This is a genomic window from Undibacterium parvum, assembly GCF_003955735.1.
In the GTDB taxonomy this organism is placed as follows: Bacteria; Pseudomonadota; Gammaproteobacteria; order Burkholderiales; family Burkholderiaceae_D; genus Undibacterium; species Undibacterium parvum.
Map to the genome: position 1 here is coordinate 4,245,198 of NZ_CP034464.1, position 24,113 is coordinate 4,269,310.

Annotated in this window: 21 protein-coding genes; 15 read left to right on the plus strand and 6 right to left on the minus strand. The window is 47.9% G+C overall.

Annotated elements, in window-relative coordinates; translation table 11 throughout:
* The first annotated feature begins 32 nt into the window (after positions 1-32).
* The 3 genes from lpdA to EJN92_RS18565 all read left to right on the plus strand — a co-directional run bounded on the left by lpdA (position 33) and on the right by EJN92_RS18565 (position 3,156).
* Positions 33-1,460: a dihydrolipoyl dehydrogenase gene (gene lpdA, locus EJN92_RS18555; RefSeq protein WP_126129182.1), complete on the plus strand. Its 1,428-nt coding sequence runs from the start codon at positions 33-35 to the stop codon at positions 1,458-1,460.
* Between the two features lie 86 nt (positions 1,461-1,546).
* Complete coding sequence (gene zapE / locus EJN92_RS18560; RefSeq protein ID WP_126129183.1) at positions 1,547-2,644, plus strand: cell division protein ZapE; 1,098 nt, start codon at positions 1,547-1,549, stop codon at positions 2,642-2,644.
* A gap of 80 nt (positions 2,645-2,724) precedes the next feature.
* The gene (locus EJN92_RS18565) at positions 2,725-3,156 is read left to right on the plus strand and encodes a hypothetical protein (protein WP_126129184.1); all 432 of its coding nucleotides are present in this window, start codon (positions 2,725-2,727) and stop codon (positions 3,154-3,156) included.
* 211 nt (positions 3,157-3,367) lie between these two features.
* Here EJN92_RS18565 and EJN92_RS18570 read toward each other — a convergent pair whose 3' ends face one another.
* Together EJN92_RS18570 and upp are read right to left on the minus strand one after the other, a co-directional pair.
* Positions 3,368-4,534 (minus strand): pyridoxal phosphate-dependent aminotransferase, encoded by a 1,167-nt coding sequence (locus EJN92_RS18570; protein WP_126129185.1) that lies wholly within the window; start codon positions 4,532-4,534, stop codon positions 3,368-3,370.
* A 19-nt stretch (positions 4,535-4,553) separates the two neighbouring features.
* Positions 4,554-5,150 carry a uracil phosphoribosyltransferase gene (gene upp, locus EJN92_RS18575; RefSeq protein ID WP_265415625.1) on the minus strand — a complete coding sequence of 199 codons (597 nt, stop codon included), beginning with the start codon at positions 5,148-5,150 and terminating at the stop codon, positions 4,554-4,556.
* A 396-nt stretch (positions 5,151-5,546) separates the two neighbouring features.
* On the opposite strand from upp, the gene EJN92_RS18580 reads away from it, so the two are divergent.
* The gene (locus EJN92_RS18580; RefSeq protein ID WP_126129187.1) at positions 5,547-10,724 is read left to right on the plus strand and encodes a hypothetical protein; all 5,178 of its coding nucleotides are present in this window, start codon (positions 5,547-5,549) and stop codon (positions 10,722-10,724) included.
* Between the two features lie 3 nt (positions 10,725-10,727).
* Here the strand turns inward: EJN92_RS18580 and EJN92_RS18585 are convergent, their stop codons facing one another.
* Positions 10,728-11,981, minus strand: a complete 1,254-nt coding sequence (locus EJN92_RS18585; RefSeq protein ID WP_322348668.1) for a sensor histidine kinase — start codon at positions 11,979-11,981, stop codon at positions 10,728-10,730.
* 104 nt (positions 11,982-12,085) lie between these two features.
* Positions 12,086-12,847 carry an osmolarity response regulator transcription factor OmpR gene (ompR, locus tag EJN92_RS18590; protein WP_126129189.1) on the minus strand — a complete coding sequence of 254 codons (762 nt, stop codon included), beginning with the start codon at positions 12,845-12,847 and terminating at the stop codon, positions 12,086-12,088.
* A 219-nt stretch (positions 12,848-13,066) separates the two neighbouring features.
* Between ompR and EJN92_RS21640 the strand changes: the two genes are divergently transcribed.
* Entirely contained in the window at positions 13,067-13,363 is a 297-nt protein-coding gene (locus tag EJN92_RS21640) for a hypothetical protein (RefSeq protein WP_126129190.1), read from the plus strand.
* A 57-nt stretch (positions 13,364-13,420) separates the two neighbouring features.
* Here EJN92_RS21640 and smpB read toward each other — a convergent pair whose 3' ends face one another.
* Positions 13,421-13,870, minus strand: a complete 450-nt coding sequence (gene smpB / locus EJN92_RS18600; RefSeq protein ID WP_126129191.1) for an SsrA-binding protein SmpB — start codon at positions 13,868-13,870, stop codon at positions 13,421-13,423.
* Positions 13,871-13,983: 113 nt separating this feature from the next.
* Here smpB and EJN92_RS18605 point away from each other — a divergent pair, with 113 nt between their 5' ends.
* Positions 13,984-14,415, plus strand: coding sequence for a type II toxin-antitoxin system RatA family toxin (locus EJN92_RS18605; RefSeq protein WP_126129192.1), 432 nt, complete (start codon positions 13,984-13,986; stop codon positions 14,413-14,415).
* Complete coding sequence (locus EJN92_RS18610; RefSeq protein ID WP_126129193.1) at positions 14,408-14,716, plus strand: RnfH family protein; 309 nt, start codon at positions 14,408-14,410, stop codon at positions 14,714-14,716. The genes EJN92_RS18605 and EJN92_RS18610 overlap by 8 nt, the downstream gene beginning before the upstream one ends.
* 10 nt (positions 14,717-14,726) lie before the next feature.
* On the opposite strand, the gene EJN92_RS18615 is transcribed toward EJN92_RS18610, so the two are convergent.
* Positions 14,727-15,260, minus strand: coding sequence for a DUF4124 domain-containing protein (locus tag EJN92_RS18615; protein WP_126129194.1), 534 nt, complete (start codon positions 15,258-15,260; stop codon positions 14,727-14,729).
* Positions 15,261-15,374: 114 nt separating this feature from the next.
* Here EJN92_RS18615 and guaB point away from each other — a divergent pair, with 114 nt between their 5' ends.
* The 8 genes from guaB to EJN92_RS18655 all read left to right on the plus strand — a co-directional run bounded on the left by guaB (position 15,375) and on the right by EJN92_RS18655 (position 24,112).
* Positions 15,375-16,835 (plus strand): IMP dehydrogenase, encoded by a 1,461-nt coding sequence (guaB, locus tag EJN92_RS18620; RefSeq protein ID WP_126129195.1) that lies wholly within the window; start codon positions 15,375-15,377, stop codon positions 16,833-16,835.
* A 44-nt stretch (positions 16,836-16,879) separates the two neighbouring features.
* Positions 16,880-17,929 carry a sensor domain-containing diguanylate cyclase gene (locus EJN92_RS18625; protein ID WP_126129196.1) on the plus strand — a complete coding sequence of 350 codons (1,050 nt, stop codon included), beginning with the start codon at positions 16,880-16,882 and terminating at the stop codon, positions 17,927-17,929.
* A gap of 3 nt (positions 17,930-17,932) precedes the next feature.
* On the plus strand, positions 17,933-19,525 hold the full coding sequence (gene guaA, locus EJN92_RS18630) for a glutamine-hydrolyzing GMP synthase (RefSeq protein ID WP_126129197.1): 1,593 nt from the start codon (positions 17,933-17,935) through the stop codon (positions 19,523-19,525).
* Between the two features lie 21 nt (positions 19,526-19,546).
* Positions 19,547-20,182: a 7-carboxy-7-deazaguanine synthase gene (gene queE / locus EJN92_RS18635; protein WP_126129198.1), complete on the plus strand. Its 636-nt coding sequence runs from the start codon at positions 19,547-19,549 to the stop codon at positions 20,180-20,182.
* 21 nt (positions 20,183-20,203) lie between these two features.
* Positions 20,204-20,647: a 6-carboxytetrahydropterin synthase QueD gene (gene queD / locus EJN92_RS18640; RefSeq protein WP_126129199.1), complete on the plus strand. Its 444-nt coding sequence runs from the start codon at positions 20,204-20,206 to the stop codon at positions 20,645-20,647.
* A gap of 16 nt (positions 20,648-20,663) precedes the next feature.
* Positions 20,664-21,197: a tRNA adenosine(34) deaminase TadA gene (gene tadA, locus EJN92_RS18645; RefSeq protein ID WP_126129200.1), complete on the plus strand. Its 534-nt coding sequence runs from the start codon at positions 20,664-20,666 to the stop codon at positions 21,195-21,197.
* Positions 21,194-22,111 carry an LD-carboxypeptidase gene (locus EJN92_RS18650; RefSeq protein WP_126129201.1) on the plus strand — a complete coding sequence of 306 codons (918 nt, stop codon included), beginning with the start codon at positions 21,194-21,196 and terminating at the stop codon, positions 22,109-22,111. Before tadA ends, EJN92_RS18650 begins: the two co-directional genes overlap by 4 nt.
* A gap of 324 nt (positions 22,112-22,435) precedes the next feature.
* The gene (locus EJN92_RS18655; RefSeq protein WP_126129202.1) at positions 22,436-24,112 is read left to right on the plus strand and encodes an AMP-binding protein; all 1,677 of its coding nucleotides are present in this window, start codon (positions 22,436-22,438) and stop codon (positions 24,110-24,112) included.
* Position 24,113: the final 1 nt, after the last annotated feature.

The following is a 24,113-nucleotide window of genomic DNA, read 5'->3' on the forward strand; positions in this document are numbered from 1 at the left end:
TGTATTAAAACCAGATTAAGTTGGGAATATCCATGAGTAAACAATTTGATGTCGTCGTGATCGGCGGCGGTCCAGGCGGCTATATTGCTGCTATTCGCGCAGCGCAATTAGGCTTTTCAGTCGCTTGCGTGGACGCCTGGAGTAATGATAAAGGTGGCCCGGCATTGGGTGGCACCTGTACTAACGTCGGTTGCATACCGTCTAAGGCATTGCTGCAATCATCCGAACACTTTGAGCATGCTGGTCACGCCTTTGCTGACCACGGTATCAAGGTCAAGGGGCTGGAGCTCGATGTCGCCCAGATGCTGGCGCGTAAAAACACCATCGTTAAACAGAATAATGACGGTATCGTCTACCTGTTTAAAAAGAATAAAGTCACTTTTTTCCATGGTCTCGCTTCCTTTGTGCAGGCTGTCGACGGTCTTTACAGCATCAAAGTAGCGGGTAAGGCCGAAGAAAATATCTCTGGCAAACATATCGTGATTGCGACTGGATCAAATGCGCGTCCTTTGCCAGGTGCTGAGTTTGATGAAGACTTAATACTCTCCAATGATGGCGCACTGACTATCGCTGCCGTGCCTAAGCGCTTGGGTGTGATTGGGGCCGGTGTCATCGGTCTGGAGATGGGTAGCGTATGGCGTCGCTGCGGTGCGGAAGTCACCGTACTGGAAGCTTTGCCGACTTTCCTCGGTGCAGTCGATGAGCAGATCGCCAAAGAAGCGAACAAACTTTTCGTCAAACAAGGCTTGTCGATTAATTTGGGCGTTAAAATCGGCGACATCGTCAAAGGTAAAAAAGACGTTACTGTCAACTATACCGATGACAAAGGCGCTGCACAAAAAGCCGTATTTGATAAACTCATTATCTCCATTGGCCGCACGCCTAACACCAACGGCCTCAATGCCGAAGCGGTGGGCTTGCAACTTGATGAGCGTGGCTTTATCGCGGTGGATGCTGATTGCAAAACTAATTTGACCAATGTGTGGGCGGTGGGTGACGTGGTTCGTGGCCCTATGTTGGCGCATAAGGCAGAAGAAGAGGGCGTTGCAGTGGCTGAGCGTATCGCCGGTCAGCACGGTCATGTTAACTTCAATACTATCCCTTGGGTGATTTACACTTCACCTGAAATTGCCTGGGTTGGTCGTACTGAGCAACAACTGAAGGCCGATGGCGTAGCCTATAAAGCGGGTACTTTCCCATTTATGGCCAATGGTCGCGCCCGTGCTTTGGGTGACACATCGGGCATGGTAAAGTTTTTGGCTGACGCTACTACCGATGAGATTTTGGGTGTGCATATCGTTGGCCCTATGGCTTCCGAACTGATCTCTGAAGCGGTGGTTGCGATGGAGTTCCGCGCTTCTGCCGAAGATATCGCACGCATCTGTCATGCGCATCCTTCCTTGTCGGAAGCGACTAAAGAAGCTGCCTTGGCGGTCGATAAGCGTTCTTTGAATTTCTAAAAAATTAGAAATTTTCGGTTCTGTGCCGCTGGTGAGAAATCATCAGCGGCTTTTGTTTAACTTGTTATCCTTTTTTCTTAGTGCACATGAATGTCACCGAGTTTTACCATGATGCATTGACCACGCGCGGCTTTCAAGCCGATGCGGCGCAACAGTTTGCAGTGGCGCGTCTTCAGCAAGCCTACGATGAGTGGGTACTGTATAAATCCAAACGCTCGAATAAATTCACTCGTATCATCACGCGGCCGGATGTGCCGCGCGGCGTGTACATGTGGGGTGGGGTCGGGCGCGGCAAATCCTTCTTGATGGATAGTTTTTATTCTGTGGTGCCTGTGGTGCGCAAGGGCAGGCTGCACTTTCACGAATTTATGCGGGCGGTGCATCGTCAGTTGGATGAATTAAAAGGCGTGGCTGATCCTCTCGATGAAGTGGCGCGCCGCATCGCCAAGAAATACCGTTTGATCTGTTTTGATGAATTTCATGTTTCTGACGTGGCAGATGCCATGCTTTTATATAATTTGTTGAATGCTCTATTCGAAAATGGTGTGTCGTTTGTCATGACTTCGAATTATCAGCCCGATACCCTGTATCCGGATGGTTTGCATAGAGACCGGATGCTGCCAACAATTGCCTTGCTCAAGACAAAATTAGATGTGATCAATGTCGATTCGGGCAATGACTATCGTAAGCGTGCTTTGGAACAGGTGCAGGCTTATCTGACGCCGCTGTGCGCTGCCACCGATCAAAGCCTACGTGAGGCCTTTGTGCGTATCGCAGAAACCAGTGATGAAGACGGGCATGTGAATATTGAAGGGCGCGAACTGAAAGCTTTGCGTCGTGCCGGTAGTGTGATTTGGTTTGATTTCGCCACTCTATGCGGCGGTCCACGTTCGCAAAACGACTACCTCGAAATCGCCAGTCGTTTTCATACGGTCATACTGTCTTCTATACCAGCCATGTCGGCAGCGATGTCTTCTGAGGCGCGCCGTTTCACGTGGTTGATTGATGTATTTTATGATAATAAAGTAAAATTAATCATGTCAGCCGAAGTGACTCCTGAAGAACTATATACCGCAGGTACTTTGTCGAATGAATTTCATCGCACCGTGTCACGGATCATAGAAATGCAGTCACGTGAATACATGGATGCCGATCAACGCGACCTAAGTGCGGGTATTGTCTAGCTCGCGGCTAAGCATAGAACCGAACTAAACCTATAATGTTGGACTAGCGCTGCAGTAAAGCATAAAACCCAAGGATACGAATGAACAAGACTTACCAATGGCATGGCGTGAACACGGTACTGGTGTTGCTAGCGCTAAGCACAGGATTTATTTGCCAGAGTCTGCAGGCGCAAGAGGATAAAATTGAGCTTGCCGTCTTGCAAAAGAAAATAGCCGAATTGGATGTGCGCTTTGCCACCACCAGCATACAAACCGGAGTGCAGGCTGAGCTTGCGCTCAATGAGTCTGAGATTGGGCAAGAGCAATTGCGCCTCTGGTACTTGCAAGCGGAAAATGATTGCTATGATAAGTTTTTTGTCACTTCCTGCATTAATGATAGCAAGTTACTGCGTCGCAAACTGTTTGCAGTACTTCAACGTATCTCGGTAGAAGCCAAGGCATTTCAACGCAAAGAGCATATCGATCAAATTGATGCTGATTTGCAAATAAAAAATACCCCTGTAGCTCAATAAATACCCTGTAAATCCTTATTATTAGGGATAGGACTTACGCAAAATTGTTCCAGCTAGGCGTACCGTCGAAGACAGTACTTTAGTATGGCAAGACGGAGACCACGACGCTGGGGCGGTTTTGCGTAAGTCCTAAGGGAGTATGCCTAAAAATGAGGGTATTCGCGCATATCCGCTGTGCGCATGCTCATAATACCCCCTCTGAGTATCTTACTTAAATCGCCTGTAAGCGTTGCAATGCGTTTTCTAAAGTGGCATCTTGTTTCGCAAAGCAAAATCTGACTATGCCGCTTTCATGGCCTTGATGATAGAAAGCAGAAACAGGAATCGCCGCCACACCGATCTCGCGCGTGAGCCACTGTGCGAACTCACTTTCTGATTTTTGCGAGATTGCCGAATAATCGACGCATTGAAAATACGTGCCATGAGTCGGCAGTAGTTTAAAGCGCGAATTTTCTAAACCGGCACGAAACTTATCACGTTTTTTTTGATAAAAATCTGCCAATTCCAGGTAAGGCTGAGGCGCAGCCATGTAGCGTGCCAGTCCCAATTGCATGGGCGTATTGACGGTAAAGACATTGAATTGATGAACTTTACGAAATTCTGTCATCAGTGCGCGCGGTGCCGCCACAAAGCCAACTTTCCATCCTGTGACATGGTAAGTCTTACCAAAGCTGGAAATGATGTAGGAGCGTGCCGCCAACTCCGGATAGCGTGCCAGCGATTCATGGCGCTGCCCATCAAACACCATATGTTCATACACCTCGTCTGAGGCGATCAGCAGTTGGGTATGTTGAACGATGCGAGTGAGCGCCGCAATATCACTTTCCTGCAACACAAAACCAGTGGGATTATGCGGCGAGTTGAGCAGCAATAGCCGGGTCTTGGGGCTGATTGCCGCGGCCAGTTGATCCCAGTCTATGCTGTAGCCGTTCGCTCCTAACTGCATCGAGACAAACACCGGCACACCACCTGCCAGTTTGATCGCCGGAACATAACTGTCGTAAGCCGGTTCAATCACAATCACTTCATCGCCAGGATGGACGCAGGCCAGCAAAATGCTCATGATCGCCTGGGTCGCACCGGCGGTGACGGTGATCTCATGATCGGCATCGTAAAGATGGCCGTAGAGCTGTTGTATTTTGGTCGAGATGGCGCTGCGTAATGCGGGCACACCAGCCATAGGCGGGTATTGATTATGGCCCTCTTGCATCGCCAGCGTGACGGCATCGATGAGTAGCGGATCGCAATTAAAATCAGGGAAGCCCTGACCTAAATTGACGGCGCCGGTCTCTGCCGCCAGCGCTGACATCACTGAAAAAACGGTAGTCCCAACTTCTGGTAACTTCGATTTCATTTGCAACAGCTCTGGTTTATTCATGTTAAAAGTACGTAAAAATTTATTTGGTACCAAATAGACGGTCGCCCGCATCGCCCAGGCCTGGGACAATATAGCCATGCTCGTTCAGGCATTGGTCTATCGATGCCGTCAGGATAGAGACATCGGGATGAGCCGCTTGCATGACCTTGATACCTTCGGGCGCGGCCAGTAGACAAACAAATTTTATGCTGACCGCACCGCGTAATTTGAGGCGAGATATTGCAGCAGCAGCAGAGTTGCCGGTAGCGAGCATAGGGTCGACCACGATGACCAGGCGATCAGCGATATCTTCCGGTACTTTAAAATAATACTCAACTGGTTCTAAAGTTTCGGGATCACGGTATAGCCCGATATGTCCAACGCGCGCGTTTGGCAGCAGATCGAGCATGCCATCGAGTATCCCATTGCCGGCCCGTAAAATAGAAATCACGCAGAGTTTTTTCCCGCTAATCGCCGGCGCGTCAATAGTCGCTACCGGCGTTTCTATCTGTATGTTTTCTAAAGGTAAATCGCGTGTCACTTCATACGCCAGCATCTGGCTGATTTCCCGCAACAGGCGGCGGAAATTGTCGGTAGTCGTCTCTTTGCTACGCATTAGCGTGAGCTTGTGCTGCATGAGGGGATGTCTGATTTCGATAACAGGCTCTGACAAGATAATTCTCCAAAAAACGTGATTAAATGCAAATTAAATACAAATGAAAGATGCGTGCCGTATTTTACGTTGCCCACTGTGAAAATGGTGCAAAGCCCTTGCGTTGCTGGGCACTTTATGTGCTGGGCAGGCGCTTTGTTAGCACGAAATCTTGCGATTGTCTTGCTGTACGCGGCTTTTTACACTTCATAGCAAAGATATAAGGCCGTTTTCCTCTTCTTATCCAAAGATGCTTTGTTTGCCTATCATCGATAATTTAGTTTATGAGAGTCTAGCCAGATATTTGTACTGTTCGCTAGAGTCGCCATCAATCGGGGGTAGGAAATGGATGCAAACCAAACATTGTTAAATAGATTGTCTATGGGAGCCTATTCCATGGATGGTCGTCTCGATGCGGACGACGATGCTTCATTCTCGGACCCGCATTTAGAAACACATTCCCGGATTGATGTGAAAGGAATCCGCGAGGCCATCGCGCGAGTCGAGGCTGAGGCGCGAGCCACCGTGGCCTCAGAAAACCGACTGCAAGCGGAAGCGCGTGCCAGAAGCCTGGCGCAGGAACGTGCTCAAACAGAAGTTGATGCGGCTAATCTGGCGCAAAAAAATCTGGAGTTGGAGCAAGCAGCGATACTCAGTAGTCGTACTCGTCTTGAAGCGGAACGTCAGTCTGGCGCGGTGAGCGAGGCGCGGATAGCGGCGGAAACTAGAGAAACTTCAGAATTTAATGAACGCATAAGACTGGAAAGCAAAGCGACAGAGCAGGCGGATCAACGCTTGTTGTTTGAACAAAAAAACAAAAATCTGGTGCTTGAGAAGTTGCGTGTTGAGAGTGAGGGTGCCGGTAAGGCGAAAGCGGCGGCAGTAAGTCTGGTGCAGGAGACGCAAGTTGCTCAGCAGTGGGCGGCAGAGCGCGCTGCGGCATCGCTGTCGGCCAGACACGAGGCACGTGAACGGGCGCGGGTTGATGCGCGCATCGCAGAATTGGCGCGCAATAGTGAGCGCAGAGACAAGGACGCGCGTGAAACTTCCGAGATGCTGGCCAAAGCGCGTAGTGAGGCGCAGCAGCTTAATCGTGAAAGAGAGCAAGCCGAAGCCTTGGCACTAGAGTGTGAAATTAATCGCGCCCCAGTTGAGGTGAGAGCGCGCGAGGATGCCTTGGCGCGTGTTGCCGTAGAGCGAGAATATGAGGCGATTGCGCAAGCACGTGGTGACTCAGAGCGTAGAGCCCGTGAGGCGATACAGTTACGTATTCGTGCCGATGAGGATTTATTGTTGGCCGCCAGTAAGAGAGAGCAGGCTGAAACTGTCGCCGCCGCCGCTGCACAAGCGCGACGTGACGCGGAAGAAAAAATCCGCAGTGTCACCGAATCGCGCATACAGGCAGAACGAGAATTACATGCGAGCGCTTTAAAGCGCGTCGAATTTGAGCAATACGCGGACACGGATGCGAGGGCACGATTGCAGGCCGAGGCCAGCGCCACTGAAGAGGCGAGGCTACGCCGTCAGGCTGACCAAGAGGCTAGCGAGATTGCAAGGCAACTGGCGTTAGAGCATCAACGCGCCACACAAGTGGCTAAAGAAAGAGCTAGATTTGAACGCGAGGCGCTGCAATTAGCCCGAGATCAAGCCAATGCGGAGCAGCAGGCATTAACTGCGATTGCCTTTCAAGCTGAATCGCTGAGAAATGCCAACGCCGCTACTGAGCTCAAAACCAAGAATGCGCTCGAGTTAGGCAAAGTCGAGAACTTGCGCGCGCAGGCTGAAAACAAAGCGGCGGTGGCGCTTGAGCTTAAGCTGGAAAAAGAAAAAGCCAAAGAGCTAGAAGCGCAGGAACGCCAGAAAACTGAACAAATTGAGGCCGAGTTACTTCAATTGCAGCAACAGGCAGAGCAAGCAAGCCGCATTGTTAGCGAAACCGTTTGCGTCGCCGAAAAAATAAAATTAGAAACAGCACTTGAACAATTACAAGTTCAAGAGCAGCTTGCACAAGTCGCGGTACAGAAAAGCGAAGAAGGAAATGCGCTTTTACAGGTTCAGCAGCAAAGAGCAAGTGATGAAGTGAAGGCCCTGGCTTTAATTCAGGAGAAACTGGCGGCCGAGCGACGCCGTGCCGATGCGATCGCGCGCGTGCTTGGCGCGACCCAAGAAAAATTGGCCAGTGAGGAACGTGCAAAGGCCGAGGCTGAGTTAAGGCTCAAGCTTGAGCAAGAAGAGAAAGAAGTCTTGGATGCAAAGAGTGAAGCTGATAAACAGCATAGCTTGTCGCTAGAGACGACGCTCAATGCGCAAAAGTATTTTTTGCAGCAGACACAATTGCAAGCGGACATGCAAAAGAAGACAGCGACTTTGGCTTTATTGAAGGCGCGCCAGGTTGCGCAGATCGCTAAAGCAGAAAAAATTCGCATGAATGCCGAACGCGACGCAGCCTTGGCAAATCAAGAGAAACTTGAGGCTGAAAGAGACGCAGCGCAGAATATATTAGAGAAAACCACGCATGAACGCGAACTAACGACGGTATTGCAAGCGCGGCAGCAGCAAGAAGCCGAAGCAAAAGAATTGCGTAATGCGCTCCTTGGTGCCGAGCATTTGCGGTTGGCGAAGATGACCGCCTTCACGCAGCTGCAACGTGAAACAGCCCTAGTTGCGCAGCAAAAAGCTGACGAAGCTACAGAGTTGATGCAAGTTCAGATTAAGCTGGCTGAGCAAGAACATAATGCAAGGGGCGTGATACAGACCAAGCTGGAAGCCGAAAAACAATTACTGAGTGAGGTAGCGGCGAAACTCGAAGCAGAAACGCTACAAAAGAATATTTGTGCAGAGCGTCTTGCGGCTGAACGTGAAGTTCGCCAATTGCTAGAAGAAAAATCGCAGGCCGAGCAAAACTTATTGGCGCAATGCAGAGAGAAGGCGAATGCGACCCAGCTTGCAGTAAATGCCGCCCTAGCCCGCGTGACGATTGCCGAATCCCTGGCTAGCCTTGAGAAAAAAACAGCAGCCGTTCAACAGAGTGCCCTGACGGCACTTGAGCAAGCCAGAGCAATAGAGCAAGAAAAATATGAGGCGATTGCCTTAACAGAAAAGACGTATCAAGAGAAATTGTCGCTGGAGCAGCAGGCTGCGGCAGAAGCGCAATCGCGTTTGCAAAGTGAATTAGCTTTGACCGCGATGACAAGCGAGCGTGTCGTTCTGGAGCAAAAAGCCAAAATAGATACTGATGAAAAATTGCTTGCCGAGAAGTCATTATTTGAAAAAGTAAAGAATTATGCGGAAATGCAGCATAGGGCCCATCAGTTGCTGTTGCAAAAGCAAGAAAAAGTTGCAGAGTTAGAGCAGGCCGCTGATCGACGTATGAGTATCGATAGCGAAATTGTCCGTGCGACCGAAGAGCAGCTAAAAATTGAGCAAGTCATTGAGCACGAGCTCAGTGCAAAATTACAGGCTGAACAAGTTGCTTTGCAATTCGCCCAAAAAAATAAGTCCATTCTGCTTCAAGAGCATCAGCGTAGCCTTGCAATTTGTGTTGCGGAACAGGCGATGTATCAAGAGTTGGCCGCCAATGCCGACGCGCAAAAAATATTGCTCAGAGTGACCGCCGAACGTTTGCAGCAGGAAGAAAATTTAGGCGAATGGCAGAAACAAAGGCTGGAAGCGGAGCAGGCGGCTGCTTTATTGCTGGAGCAAAATCTGGCAACGGAACAACTGGCCTTGGCAGCGTCAGTTGCCTTGCACGAACAAGAGCAGGAAAAACTGCGCTTGGCACAAGCGCGCCATCAGCACGATGAAGAGTTACTAAAGGACGTGGAAAAACTGACTCAGCTAGAAGCACTTGCTTTACAAGCTTCACAACAAGAGTCGTTGATAAAGCGTGAGGCCGCACAGGCATTAGAAGAGAAAACAAGATTCTTGCTGCAGTCTGCCCAAGTCGAAAGAGATCGTAGAGACTTAGAACGTCAACTGAGTTTGGAGCAGCAAAGGCGCATCGCGCTTGAGCAAAACGAACAGGAAGTGATAGCGCAAAAATTGCTGCAAGAAACCGAATTGGCCGAAGTCACTTGCCTACGTGTCGAAGCCGAAAAATCGGCCCAAGCATTGGTTTTGCAGACGAAAAATGCTGAACAAGCCTTATTCGATGCGGCCGCAACACATGCAAAAGCGCAAGCGTTAGGACTGGAAGCGGTAAACGCAAAATTGCTCGACGTAAAGCAACTGACGGATCTAGAGAATCAACGCGCCACTCTGGAATTTCAAGCGTTGAGCGTAGTTCAGGAAAAATTAGCATTTGAAACAAAAGCGATGGCTGACGCCGCATTGCGCTTAGAAGCTGAGCAAGAATATTTGCAGCAGTATGCCTTAAGAGCACAAGCCGAGCACGAGATGAAAATGGCTTTGCAGCAGAAATTGAATGCTGAAGTCGCTGCCAGGGAGTTGGCGCAACAGGCAGCCGTTTTCGAACAAGAACTGGCACTTGCAGCCCAAGCGCATTTGGATAATTTATTGCAGTTGCAGCACGCATCTTCAAACACCGCATCGCTAGAAAATGAAAAAAATCTGCAATTGCAGCTTCAGTATGAATTTCAGAAAAAAAATGAAGAATTAGAGCGATTAGCTTTGCAGGAAATCACAAATAAACTGGAACTAGAAAAACAGATCCAATTAGAAGCAGAAAAACGCTTGTCGCTGGAACGGGATGCCACAGCAGCGAGTACGGCACGGGCTATGCTAGAACAGTCTGCCAGCGCTGAACAATTAGCGAACTTGGAGCGTGAGCAGCAATTAGCGGAAATAAGCAAGGAAGTCATCGCTAAACAAAAAGCATATTCAACGGATCTTTGTCTTCAAATTGTCGAGCAGGAAAAACTCAGTGCACTCGAAGATGCAAGATGTCAGCTTCAAATTGATCTGAAATTGGAGATTGAACAGAGGCATTTAATTGAACAGAAATTGAGTGAAGAAGTTCAGCGCTCACTTGATACCGAGCGCGCGACTGCTGCGGCATTACAAGCAAGACTAGCTCATGAGTCGCAAGTGCGGCTAGACTTAGAGCGTGCTTTCGAAGAAGAGCAAAACGCCAGTCGTTTGACTCAGGATCTACAACAAGAATATCAAACTCGGACGTTACAGAATCAAGAACAAGTGTCTGCGATGCAGCAACAACTGCAAACAGAGCATGAACGCGCTTTAGCCTTGGCCGAAAATCTAATTGCAAAATTAATGCAGCAACAAGGGCAGAGTCAGGCTTGGCGTGAAAATGCGCATAACATTCTGGCAGATTCACCGGTAGAAGTGGTAGTTCCAAACATGACTAAAACTTTACCAGGCATTCGTGTCCGTACATCGGTTGTGCTTGGTGCATTTGCCTGTGCTGGTATTGTTGGAGCCGTCAATTGGGGCTTGGTGCACGCTCAAACACAGACTAAATTAAGCTCGGTGCAGCTTGCTCGGGTCGCACCTGCGAAGGCGGAAGTGTTGGCTAGCACGGCGCCTAGTTCTGGTCTGCGCATGTCTTACGGCATAGACGTGACGCCGAACAAAAACTAAGGGCTAAAAAGCGATTACAACAAGAAATCCACCATTGACATGATTCGAGATGCGTATTCTGCCGCCGTGTCGCTTTATAATTTTCTCGACGATCGCCAATCCCAGACCTGAACCATTGGCCTGACTGCGAGAAACGTCGACACGAGTGAATGGTTTAAGCAGTCGGGTCAGGTCAGTATCGGGCACGCCAACACCATAGTCTCTAAAACTGAGCAATATCCCCGGTTTTCTGCCATTTTTCTTAAAATGGCATTGAATATCCATCTTTACCTGCTTACTGCCGGGGGTGTGACCGTAACGTCGAGCATTTTCTATAAGATTATTAAATAGCCGATATAGTTCTATCTTATTACCAGGTATTTGTATGTTGGGTCCGATAGACGAGCGTATCAACATCTCGGGTAATCGGGATGCTTCCTCTATAGTTTTACTTAGTAATTCGCTGATGTTGACCAGATCAAAAACGACTGCCTCCAGTGGTTTGGCGTAGTCGAGAAATTGGCCAATAATTCCATCCATTTGGGCTAAATCGGACTGCATTCCTAGTCTGGCATCTTTGCTTAAATTTGCCATTTCTACTTCTAGTTGCATGCGGGCCAGAGGTGTACGCAGGTCGTGAGAAATCCCTGCCAAAATCACCGCCCGGTCGGAGTCAATTCTAACTAAATCTTCAACCATTTGATTAAAGCTGGCGTTGGTTTCACGAATTTCACTGGGACCTCTTTCAGGTAGTGCTTCAGGCCGCTTCCCCTTGGCTAGCATGCGTGCCGCAGCACTCAAGCGCGACAGCGGATCATTGATTAGTCTGGAAATGAAGACGGCGCCGATTAAAGTAAGAAATAAAGTGATTGCGGCCCAACCTGCAAATTGCAAACCATCCCCTGGATCTAACCTATCTTGTTCAAGACGTAACCAATATTGATCACCGTCTATTTCAAAACTTATCCAGAAACCCGGGATACTATTCATTTTCTCAGCGAAGCGAGTGGTTTTGCCCAACTTGCTTTGTATAAAGCTTTGGACCTCTTTGAATAGGAGTGTCGCCTCAGGTTCCACAAGCTGATCATTGTCTTCTAGCAGATAGATGCGTATGCCTTCATTGCTTGCAAGGTCAAATAGAAGTTCCGCCCGTTTTTCTGGGGCGGAATGGGTAAGTGCAGATTTTGTGATGTTGACGATAGAAATGATTTGAGCTGCGATTTGCTGCGCTCTAGGCGTACGCTCCACAATTTTGAAGCTGCCAAACCAAGTCGACATGCTTGCGAGAACAAGCAAGACTAAAAAAAAGAAGGTGCGCCAAAAAAGACCACTTTTAAGCCAGTCTAGACTATTCAGGTAAGTCCGCATTGTAGCAAGGTGCGTTATCTTGATTTCCCATCTGGAATAAAGACATAGCCCAAACCCCAAACCGTTTGTATGTAAATTGGATTTGATGGATCAAGTTCAATTAATTTACGCAAACGCGAGATTTGCACATCAAGACTGCGATCAAATACCTCGTATTCGCGACCGCGCGCCATTTCCATTAGTTTTTCGCGTGACAGCGGTTGTCTCGCATGGCGAGCGAATACTTTCAATACTGAAAACTCACCGGTCGTGAGATTAATATTTTCACCACTTTTTTTCAGTGTGCGGGTCGCCAGATCAAGAATGAAATCACCGAACGCAAAAATCTGCGGGCCATCTGATGGCGCACCTGGAGATTCTACTGGTGCTTTTCTGCGCAGTACTGCGTTGATGCGTGCGACCAGTTCCCGCGGACTAAAAGGTTTGGGGAGATAATCGTCCGCGCCCATCTCAAGCCCAATAATGCGATCTACCTCTTCGCCTTTTGCGGTAAGCATGATTATCGGTGTTTTATCACCGGCGCCCCGCAATCTACGACAAATCGCTAATCCATCCTCACCGGGTAGCATCAAATCGAGGATTAACATGTCATAGTGTTCTCGCATCCAAAGCTTGTTCATGCTTTCGGCATTTTCTGCGCTAACTACATTGAAGCCTTGTTCGCTCAGATAGCGTCTTAACAGGTCGCGTAGGCGCACATCGTCGTCCACTACTAAAATTTTTGCTTTGGTTCCGCTGTCTATTTGGCTATCGCCAGATTGCTTGAAAGTATTCATTCGCATATGTTACTTCCAGAAATAAAAAAGAGGCAGATTTTGGCGCTATGGATTACAGAATGTTACACATTTTTCGATTTGTCGATTGTCGCATGTGACTTCCAAAGCGTAAACTAATGACTGATATTTGTTAGTAAGTCAGTATGCAGGATTGGCGAGCAAGGCCTAAAAATGATCGGTGTTTCGTGATTTTTTTACAAAAAATAGGGTGGATTAATAATGTGTCGAAAATTTACGCAGCTCAGCCTGATGCCAGGATTATTTTTTCTCTGCCTGTTGTCTTTGAGTTCATCTTGTCTAGCTTCAATACGAGAGTCGGTAGGCTTAGATTATCAATCCCCTCGATCCGGCGGTGGTGCACGTAACTCACCGCAACTTCAAGAGGCTATACGTAATAACCAAAAGCAAGCTGGCAATTCAAGCAATAAGCGCAATAGGCTGAGTGCGGATGAGCGCGAAATTTTACGGAAACAAATTCGTGAAGCAGAAAATGAGATTTATTATTTTAACAAATAAGGTGTAGTCACCTTTTTCTTTCCTCATTAATCTAAGTTGAAACTTTAGCCAACTGTGTTATCGGCGATTTTGTTTCATGATTTGCTGTTGCTCTCGGCCCCAGTCGCGATCTTTTTCAGTTTCGCGCTTGTCATGTTGCTTCTTTCCTTTTGCTAAACCAATCTGACATTTTATTTTCCCATTGCTGTAATGCATATTCAAGGGAACCATCGTATAGCCGGATCGTTCTACTTTACTGATCAGTTTACTGATTTCTGTGGCGTGGAGTAATAATTTTCGCGTGCGAACAGCGTCAGGATGTATATGGGTTGAGGCGGTAGGTAGAGCACCAATATGCGCTCCAAATAAAACGATTTCGCTATTTCGTACCAGCACATATGCTTCTTTGAGCTGCACGCGGCCAGCGCGTATCGATTTGACTTCCCATCCCTGCAATACAATCCCAGCTTCGAATTGTTCTTCAACGAAATAGTCGTGGAAGGCTTTTTTATTATCGGCAATACTCATGCTGTATTAAATTATTCAGTATTCCTAGCGGTAAAAATTAGCTAATTTTTACGCGAGAAACGATGTGAGTCGGTTAAAATTTGGAAAGTTATTTTACCAAATGGTTACTATTGATGGCAGTCGTACATAAAACAGTCTTTGTAGCATACAGCAGCGAGCAAATGTTTGCATTAGTTGAAAAAGTCGAGGATTACCCTCGGTTTTTGCCATGGTGCGGAGCTGTCGAAGTTGCTCAGCGAACCGAGCATGAGCTAACAGCGACATTATCCATTAATTATCATGGAATCAAACAAAGATTTACCACAAATAACAAAAATTTACCGCCGCATTCTATGGAAATGAGTCTGGTAGAGGGACCATTCAAACAACTATTGGGGCGCTGGAAATTTACTGAGCTCAGACCTGACGCCTGTAAAATTGAGTTTGATCTTACTTACGAATTTTCCAGTAAGTTGCTTGAGCATATGATAGGTCCTGTTTTCGGGAAAATAGCCAATAGTTTTGTAGACTCATTTTGTGCGCGCGCCGAGGCTATCTATGAATGAGAGCGTGTTGGACTCGCAAATAGATGTTCAGGTGTGCTACGCGACGCCTAATAATCCTATGACTTTAAGTTTACAAGTATCCGTACCTACCAATGTGGGGCAGGCCATTACTATAAGCGGGATTCTTGAGCATTTTCCAGAAATTGATTTGACGAAATCAAGAGTGGGTATTTTTGGAAAAATTAGCCCTTTGGATGTCAATTTGCGACAGGGAGATAGGGTTGAGATCTATCGCGCTCTGGTGGCCGATCCTATGGAGGCGCGAAGACGGCGCGCAATCAAGCACGCTGCCAGTAAATAATGCGACTTGCTTATTTGCAGTCGCTTAAGGCACGTTGGGTGTCTTTGAGTTCTTGCTCGCGTTGCGCATCGTTTAGAATATTCTTCTCGCCGTTTGCTGCGGTATTTGCAATTCTTTGGCCTGACTCTAAAGTTTTTTGATAGGCGCGTGCGCGCTCACAATTTTTTGCTTTTTCTGAGTTTGCTTGTTGTTCAGCTGCGGATTTTTTTTCTTTTTCCTCTTGCTCAAGCTTGCGTTTGTTGTAGTCCTCATTCTTGCTTGCCGTGGTCACCGGTTTTTTTAATTGCTCATTGGCTGCTCCAGCGTTCCCTACAGAAGGGGCCCCTAGTGGTGTGGCTGTGCTCGACGTTGCTGATGTGCTTCTGGTGGGTGCTTTGATTATTTTATCTTTGGAAATATTCGCTGGAGGCGGTAGGTCAGAGAATTGTTTATTGCCTTTTTCATCTAACCAGACGTATTGCGCCTGGCACGCGGATGCAATTAAAAAAGCAGTGATTGCCAAGCTTGATGCTGTAATTGAATGTTTTGACCAGAATTTAAACATGAAATACTTTCGGAAAATGTGTTTGATGCGACCAGTTTTCGCAGAGTTTTACACAGATGAAGACGTATCTGCAAGTTTTCTGTATAATTTGCTTTTGCGCCTATAGGAAATACTATGCGTTTACTTCAAAAAGCACTCACATTTGATGATGTGTTGCTAGTTCCAGCATACTCGAACATTCTCCCCAAAGATACTTCTCTTGCGACAAATTTGACTCGCAATATTAAGTTGAACATACCTTTGGTTTCCGCCGCTATGGATACGGTTACCGAAGCTCGTCTTGCCATCGCGATGGCACAAGAGGGTGGTATAGGTATCATTCATAAGAATTTGACGCCAAAAGAGCAAGCTAGGGAAGTTGCAAAGGTCAAACGTTTTGAGTCCGGCGTTTTACGTGATCCGATCACTATTCCGCCAACTACAAAAATCCGCGATGTGATTGCTTTGTCTCAACAGTATGGGATTAGTGGTTTCCCTGTGGTTGAGGGGAAAACTGTTGTCGGGATAATCACTAATCGAGATTTGCGTTTTGAGCAAGAGCTTGATGCTGAGGTGAGAGCCAAGATGACACCGCGTGACAAACTAGTGTTTGTGACAGAAGGTGCGGATTTGGCTGAAGCCAAGCGTCTGATGAATAAACATCGCTTAGAGCGCGTACTTGTTGTCGATGATGCGTTTGAATTGCGCGGTCTCATTACAGTTAAAGATATACAAAAATCAACTGAGCATCCTTTTGCATCCAAAGATGATCAAGGTAAATTGCGGGTTGGGGCTGCTGTTGGAGTCGGTGCTGACAATGATGAGCGCATCGATTTACTTGCCAAGGCAGGTGTTGATGTGATTGTGGTCGATACTGCGCACGGTCATTCTAAAGGCGTTTTGGATCGCGTTAGATGGGTGAAAACTAAATACCCACATATCGAAGTTATAGGCGGCAATATCGCGACGGCTGCAGCAGCCTTGGCTTTGGTTGAGCACGGTGCCGATGCGGTTAAAGTTGGTATCGGTCCTGGTTCTATCTGCACTACTCGTATTGTCGCTGGTGTGGGCGTCCCGCAAATTACCGCTATTGCCAACGTGGCAAATGCACTCAAGGGAACGGGAGTTCCTTGTATCGCCGATGGTGGTGTCCGCTTTTCTGGTGATGTGGCCAAGGCTTTGGCTGCGGGTGCGTCGACTGTAATGATGGGCAGTATATTTGCTGGCACAGAAGAGGCACCAGGTGAGGTGATCTTATTTCAGGGGCGTAGTTACAAGTCCTACCGTGGTATGGGTAGCTTGGGTGCTATGGCTGACGGCTCGGCGGATCGTTATTTTCAAGATGCTACGAATAACGCTGATAAGTTGGTGCCCGAAGGCATAGAAGGCCGCGTCGCATATAAAGGCAGTGTCTTGGCTATCATTTATCAATTGGTAGGTGGCGTGCGTTCTTCTATGGGTTATTGTGGTTGTGCTTCCATTGAAGAGTTACGTACTAAAGCCGAATTTGTTGAAATTACCTCAGCGGGTATGCGTGAATCTCATGTGCATGATGTGCAGATTACCAAAGAGGCACCAAATTACCACGCGGAGTAATTTGTTATCGGAATAGTGATGATCTTTGGCGAGAGGAGGGTGCTATGACAGTACAGTTGGAACGCTCTAATCCCGCCACAGTACTTACTGTGACTGCCGCTTACGAAGCCTTGCTGTCCGAAAAGTATGAGGCCAGGATCAGACGAATTGAACGTTTGGGCGTGAAGCTTTTTGGCGTGGCGAATTGCCTGGTCAGTCTGGGCGATTTGTCGGATCGAGCCTATCATGGTGAGCATTCTATGAATGCCTTGGAGGCCATGTTTTGCGATGGTCTTGCTGTTCCTGATGAGATTCTGGTGGTTAATGATGCGACGCTTGATGCGAAACTTGCGCTCAATCGGTTTGTCGCAGGTGCGCCGCATATACGGTTTTATGCGGCGCATCCTATTTTGGATTCTTCTCGAAATATTATTGGTTGCGTCTCACTAATCGATTATCTCCCTAGGGAGTTTGATGACGAGAATAGACAGATTTTTGCTGATTTGCTGGTAATGGTCGAGCGTGAGTTACTCATGCTTTCCATGTACAAGATACAAGTAGACTTAATCAAGCAAAATCGAAATCTAAAACGAGATTCTTTGATCGATCCAATTTTAGGCACCTGGAACAAGGGGGCGATCGTCAGGTCTTTGCGGATAGAGATGGAGCGTTGCAATAAGGCTGAGAAGCCACTGGCTTTGCTAGTGGTAAGCTTGGATCAGATCGCCACTATCCTTGCTGCGCATGGAACTGCGATTGGTGACATGGTACTGGTTAAAATGATTAGCCGGATACGCTCTTGCATTAGGCCGTTTGATGCCTTGGGTCGTTTCGGTAATGATGTTTTTCTCATGGTTTTACCTGGTGCATCGCGTCTGGTTGCAACTGCTGTTGCCGAGAGAATACGCTTAACCATTATGTCTAATCCTGAGGAAATCGACGAGGCATCAGTGCCCTTAACAATTAGCGCCGGAATTGTATCAACGGATACCTTCCCGGATGCGGAGCCTGAAATACTCATAAGTTATGCAGAAAAAGCCCTGCTATCAGCCAAGACGGCAGGAAACAACCGCGTTGTATCGGCAATGGTCGAACAACCTGACATTATTATTTAAACTATGCACTCAAAAATACTCATTCTTGATTTTGGCTCGCAAGTCACTCAATTGATCGCCAGACGTGTTCGCGATTCCGGTGTGTTTTCCGAAGTCTTTCCTTACGACGTCAGTGATGAATTTATCCGTAACTATGGTGCATCAGGCATTATCTTATCCGGTGGTCCTAGTAGTGTTACGGAAGGTGATACGCCACGTGCACCTGTTGCAGTATTCGATGCTGGCGTTCCAGTTCTTGGTATTTGCTATGGCATGCAGACCATGGCAGAGCAACTTGGCGGTAAGGTCGAGAATGGTAAAGTACGCGAATTTGGTTATGCAGAAGTGCGCGCCCGTGGCCATACAAGCTTGTTGAACGGGATTAATGATTTCGTTACTGCCGAAGGCCATGGCATGCTGAAAGTCTGGATGAGTCATGGCGATAAAGTCATTGATATGCCAGCCGGTTTTAAATTGATGGCCTCTACTGATAATTGCCCTATCGCGGCGATGGCGGATGAAGAGCGTCGTTTTTATGCGGTTCAATTCCATCCTGAAGTGACGCACACTGTACAAGGCGAAGCCATCATAGGTCGCTTCGTGCACGAAATTTGCGGTTGTAAATCAGACTGGAATATGCCCGATTATATCGCTGAAGCGGTCGCTTCGATTCGTGCGCAGGTCGGTGATGATGAGGTAATTCTCGGTTTGTCCGGCGGAGTTGATAGTAGTGTGGCTGCAGCTTTGATACACCGCGCGATCGGTGATAAATTGACTTGCGTCTTTGTTGATCATGGCCTGTTGCGCCTTGATGAAGGCAAAATGGTCATGGAAATGTTTAGTAAAAACCTCGGTGTTAAAGTCATACAGGTGAATGCCGAACAGCAGTTCATGGGGCATTTGGCTGGTGTCACAGATCCGGAAGCCAAGCGTAAGATTATTGGTCGTGAATTCGTCGAAGTGTTTCAGGTTGAGTCAGCCAAGTTGAGCAATGCCAAATGGCTGGCGCAAGGAACGATTTATCCCGATGTGATCGAAAGTGCTGGTAAGGGCAAAAAAGGGCATACCATTAAGAGTCATCATAATGTAGGCGGCTTGCCAGATACTCTGAATTTGAAATTATTAGAGCCCTTGCGCGAGTTGTTCAAGGACGAAGTGCGTAAGTTAGGTGTTGCCTTAGGTCTGCCACACGGCATGGTGTACCGCCATCCTTTCCCGGGCCCTGGTCTTGGTGTACGCATACTCGGCGAAGTGAAGAAAGAATTCGCCGATTTACTACGTCGCGCTGATGCTATTTTCATCGAGGAGTTGCGCAATACCTTGGTAGATACCGCGGCCGCTGACAGTAAGTTGAATTGGTACGATGCGACTAGTCAGGCCTTTGCGGTATTTTTACCAGTCAAATCTGTCGGTGTGATGGGTGACGGCCGTACCTATGAATATGTGGTGGCATTACGTGCCGTGCAAACTCTCGATTTCATGACGGCGCAATGGGCACATCTGCCGCACGATTTGTTAGGCAAGGTTTCTAACCGTATCATCAATGAAGTCCGTGGCATTAATCGCGTGGTCTATGATATCTCTGGCAAACCACCCGCAACGATAGAGTGGGAATAATCGTATGGGGATTCGCGCGTCGTGACGTATAGCATCAAAGAGAGTTTTTATACACTGCAGGGCGAAGGTAATCATGCTGGACGCCCGGCAGTATTTTGTCGCTTTACCGGATGCAATCTGTGGAGCGGCAGAGAAGAAGATAGGTCGTCTGCCGTGTGCCAGTTTTGCGATACTGACTTCGTCGGCGTCAATGGTGAGGGCGGTGGTAAATTCAAAACTGCACTAGCCTTAGCCGAGCGCATTAATAGCTTATGGCCGACATCCTATCCGCAAACAAAATATGTGGTGTTCACCGGTGGTGAGCCACTATTGCAGCTCGATGCCAACTTAATCAAGGCCATGCATCAGTTCGGCTTTGAAATTGCCATTGAAACTAATGGCACTTTGCCGGTTCCTGAGGGCGTAGATTGGGTCTGTGTCAGTCCCAAGATGGGTTCCAAGTTGGTCGTGCTCAAGGGCAGCGAACTAAAAGTGGTAATTCCTCAACTGGGGCAACCCATGAGTGAATACGCATCCTTGGACTTTGAACATTTTTTTGTGCAGGCCATGGATGGCCCGTTACAAGCAGACAATTTGCGCTTGGCAATCGACTATTGCAAAGCGCACCCTCAGTGGAAGTTAAGTGTGCAAACTCACAAACTTCTTCAAATACCCTAAATTCGCTGTACAGGCCTGACCATGCTCACCATCACTAGAAAAGTAGAATTCGATACCGGACATCGAATTCCTGACCACAATAGCCAATGCCGTAATCTGCATGGGCATCGCTATACCTTGCTGATCACCTTGACCGGCGATGTCGTTGAAAAAGACGGTGAGTCGGATAATGGCATGATTATGGATTTTGGCGATATCAAAGCACTGGCCAATCAATATTTGGTGGATCTTTGGGATCATGCCTTTATCGTGTATGAAAAAGATAGCGTCGTGCGTGAATTTTTGGAGAGCATGCCGAATCATAAGACGGTAGTGATCGACCGGGTTCCTACGGTAGAAAATCTAGCTAAGATCGCCTTTGATATTTTAAAAAATGTGTATCACGATCGCTATGGTCGGCATATGTCTTTGTCTAAAGTCACCTTGTACGAAACACCCAATTGCTGGGCTGAGATCGACGCTTAGCGACCAATAAATCCCTATGACCGATCTCGATTTTATGGCCGAGGCCTATCTGGAGGCGCAAAAAGCGAGGGCGGCTGGCGAAGTGCCGGTCGGTGCGGTGATCGTCAAGGATGGTGTAGTGATAGCACGTGGCTACAATCATCCTATAGGCAAACATGACCCTACCGCGCATGCTGAGATCGTCGCACTCAGGGCGGCGGCCCAATTACTTGGTAACTACCGGTTGCCCGGTTGCGAATTATTTGTCACGCTGGAGCCTTGCATGATGTGCGCGGGTGCCATGATGCATGCGCGCCTGGCCAGAGTCGTGTACGGTGCCAGCGATCCTAAAACCGGCGTCTGTGGCTCGGTACTCAATTTGTTTGAACAAGAAAAACTCAATCATCATACTGCCCTCGATGCGGGCGTAATGGCGGACCAATGCAGCCAAATGTTGAAAGATTTTTTCGCGAGTAGGCGCCTTGCGTTGGCAGAGAAGAAAAAATTCGCCTTAAACGCTTTGAACATTGCCAGCGCAGATACTTTACTTCCATCAGAAGACTTAAAATGAAAATTTCCCTCGCCAAGGGCTTGCCTGAAAATCCAGGGATCGCTATCGTCGCAGTCAGCGGTTGCGCCTTGGATGGTATTGCCGTGGAACGTGGTTTGCAGCTTTTGCGTGAGCGCGGTTTTGTGGTTCACAACTATTACGATCACGCTCAAATATACCAACGCTTTGGTGCGACTGATGTGCAGCGTCTTGATCAGTTGCATGCAGCGATTGATAATCCAGATGTACAGATCGTGATGGCCTTGCGTGGCAGCTATGGTTTGTCGCGCTTATTGCCGCATATCGATTACAAAAAAATAGCTGAGAGTAAAAAGTATCTAGTCGGTCATAGTGATTTTAATGCCCTACAATTGGCCATGTTGGCTAAAACTGATACCTCTAGTTTTTGCGGTCCCATGTTATGCGATGATTTTTCGCGTGAAGATATCAGTACTTATACCCACCAGCAGTTTTTTGATTGCATCAAAAATACACAGCATGAGATTTACTTCGAGGATGCAGAGAGTATAGATCTCGAGGTCTCAGGGCGTTTGTGGGGCGGCAATCTGGCGATGTTATGTCATCTGCTTGGTACCGAATATTTTCCACGGATTGATGATGGAATTTTGTTTGTCGAAGACATTGCAGAGCATCCCTTCCGAGTCGAGCGCATGATGCTGCAACTGCATTATTCTGGTGTTCTACAGCGCCAGAAAGCCATCGTGTTCGGAAATTTCTCTGCCTATAAATTGGCAGCACATGATAATGGCTACGATTTTGAGCAAATGATAGGCTATCTGCGTAGCGTGCTCAGTGTGCCTATCATCACTGGTTTGCCGTTTGGGCATATCAAGGAAAAGGCTAGCCTGGTGATGGGCAGCGACGCCCAATTACTGGTGAGTGCAGGTCGGGTTCGTCTTGCTATGGCTTACTAAAGGTCTCTTCTTTGCATAAAAAGCAGTCTGAGTATGCTTTAATCAGACTACCCACTATCTGCTTTTTTTCTTCTCTTCTCTTCTCTTCTCTTCTCTTCTCTTCTCTTCTTGCGGTGTGACATAAGGCCCTGTCGTTATTTGGACTAGCTTTTTAAATAATTCTTTACCTCTATATAGTTTAGGTTTAAAGTAAATTTTTCCGACCTTGTTCTTGTCCGTAAATTGAGTCTTTCAGTGGATCATTTGCTTACCTCGCACTCGTCTTTTAGCTGATGATATTTTTTTCGTAAAAATCGACCATTTTTTGATGTGTATGGAGTAGTGATGACTTCAGAGACTCGCCCAAAATCCGCTCATCTAGATAGTTTTGCCTACAATCATTTGCCGCCGCGCGTGCTGTGGCCAGACTTGATTTTTACTTTGCCGCAGCTGCACTATCCGGAGCGCCTCAATTGCGTCAGCGAATTGCTGGGCAAGATGGATCAGCCAGAACTACGCGATCGAGTAGCGATACGCACCTATACCGAGAGCTGGACTTACGCCAGATTGATCGCCAGCGTGAATCAGATCGCCCACGTCTTGCAACAGGATATGCAGCTAGTACCTGGTAAGCGCGTCTTGTTGCGCGGAGCGAATAACCCCATGATGGCGGCCTGTACTCTGGCGGTGCTCAAGGCAGGTTGTATCGCGGTGCCGACCATGCCTTTACTGCGCGCTAAAGAGTTGGGCGTGATTGTCGCAAAGGCAGAAATATCGGCGGCACTTTGCTCTGCCTCATTGCGTGATGAAATGGTATTTGTTGAAGAAAATTCTAGCCACCTAAAACAAGTGATTTACTTTAATGAGACTGGCGAGACTGGCGAGACTGGCGAGACTGGTGAGACTTCGCTGGAATCTTTAATGCAGAGTAAGTCGATAGAGTTTGCTGCGGTCGATACTTTGGCGGAAGATATTTGCCTGATTAGTTTTACTTCCGGCACCACAGGTATGCCCAAGGGCACCATGCATTTTCATAGAGATTTATTGGCAATTTGCGATTGCTTCCCGCGCTCAGTGCTGGCAACTCAGTCGGATGATGTGTTTATCGGGACGCCGCCGCTGGCCTTCACTTTTGGCCTTGGCGGCTTACTCTTGTTCCCGCTCAGAGTAGGTGCGAGCACCGTCTTATTAGAAAAACTCACGCCAGAAACTTTGCTCAAAGGCATAGCCGATTTTGGCGCGACTATTTGTTTTACTGCGCCGACCTTTTACCGGCAAATGGCGGTATTGGCTAAATCCTTCGATCTCACGCGCTTACAGAAAACCGTCTCGGCGGGCGAAGCGCTACCCGTGTCTACCCGCGAAGCCTGGCAGCAAGCTACGGGCTTGGTCATGATCGACGGCATAGGCGCGACCGAGATGCTGCACATCTTTATTTCTGCCGCTGGGGAGCAGGTTCGTAGCGGTGCCACCGGCAAGGTGATCCCGGGCTATCAGGCCTGCGTCCTCGACGAGACCGGTAATGTACTTGGCCCTGGCCTTGTGGGGCGTCTGGCGGTCAAAGGGCCAACTGGTTGCCGTTACCTTGCCGATACGCGTCAAGCAAACTATGTCTGTAATGGCTGGAACCTGACCGGAGACTCTTACCAGATGGACGTCGATGGCTATTTTTGGTATCGGGCCCGTAGTGACGATATGATTATTTCGGCAGGCTACAATATTGCCGGTCCCGAGGTCGAAGAGATCGTGTTGATGCATGCGGCAGTGGCCGAGTGTGCCGTGGTCGGTTTGCCGGATGAAGAGCGAGGTCAAAAGGTGACTGCTTTTGTGGTCTTAAAGCCTGATCAGATCGCCTCACCAGAGCTGATTAAGCAGATCCAGGATTTAGTGAAAGACACCATCGCTCCGTATAAATATCCGCGAGCTATTGAGTTTTGCAGCTCTTTACCAAGAACCGAGACCGGCAAAATTCAGCGCTTTAAACTGCGCCAAATAGGTCTGGCGAAAGCATCAATAGTATGAA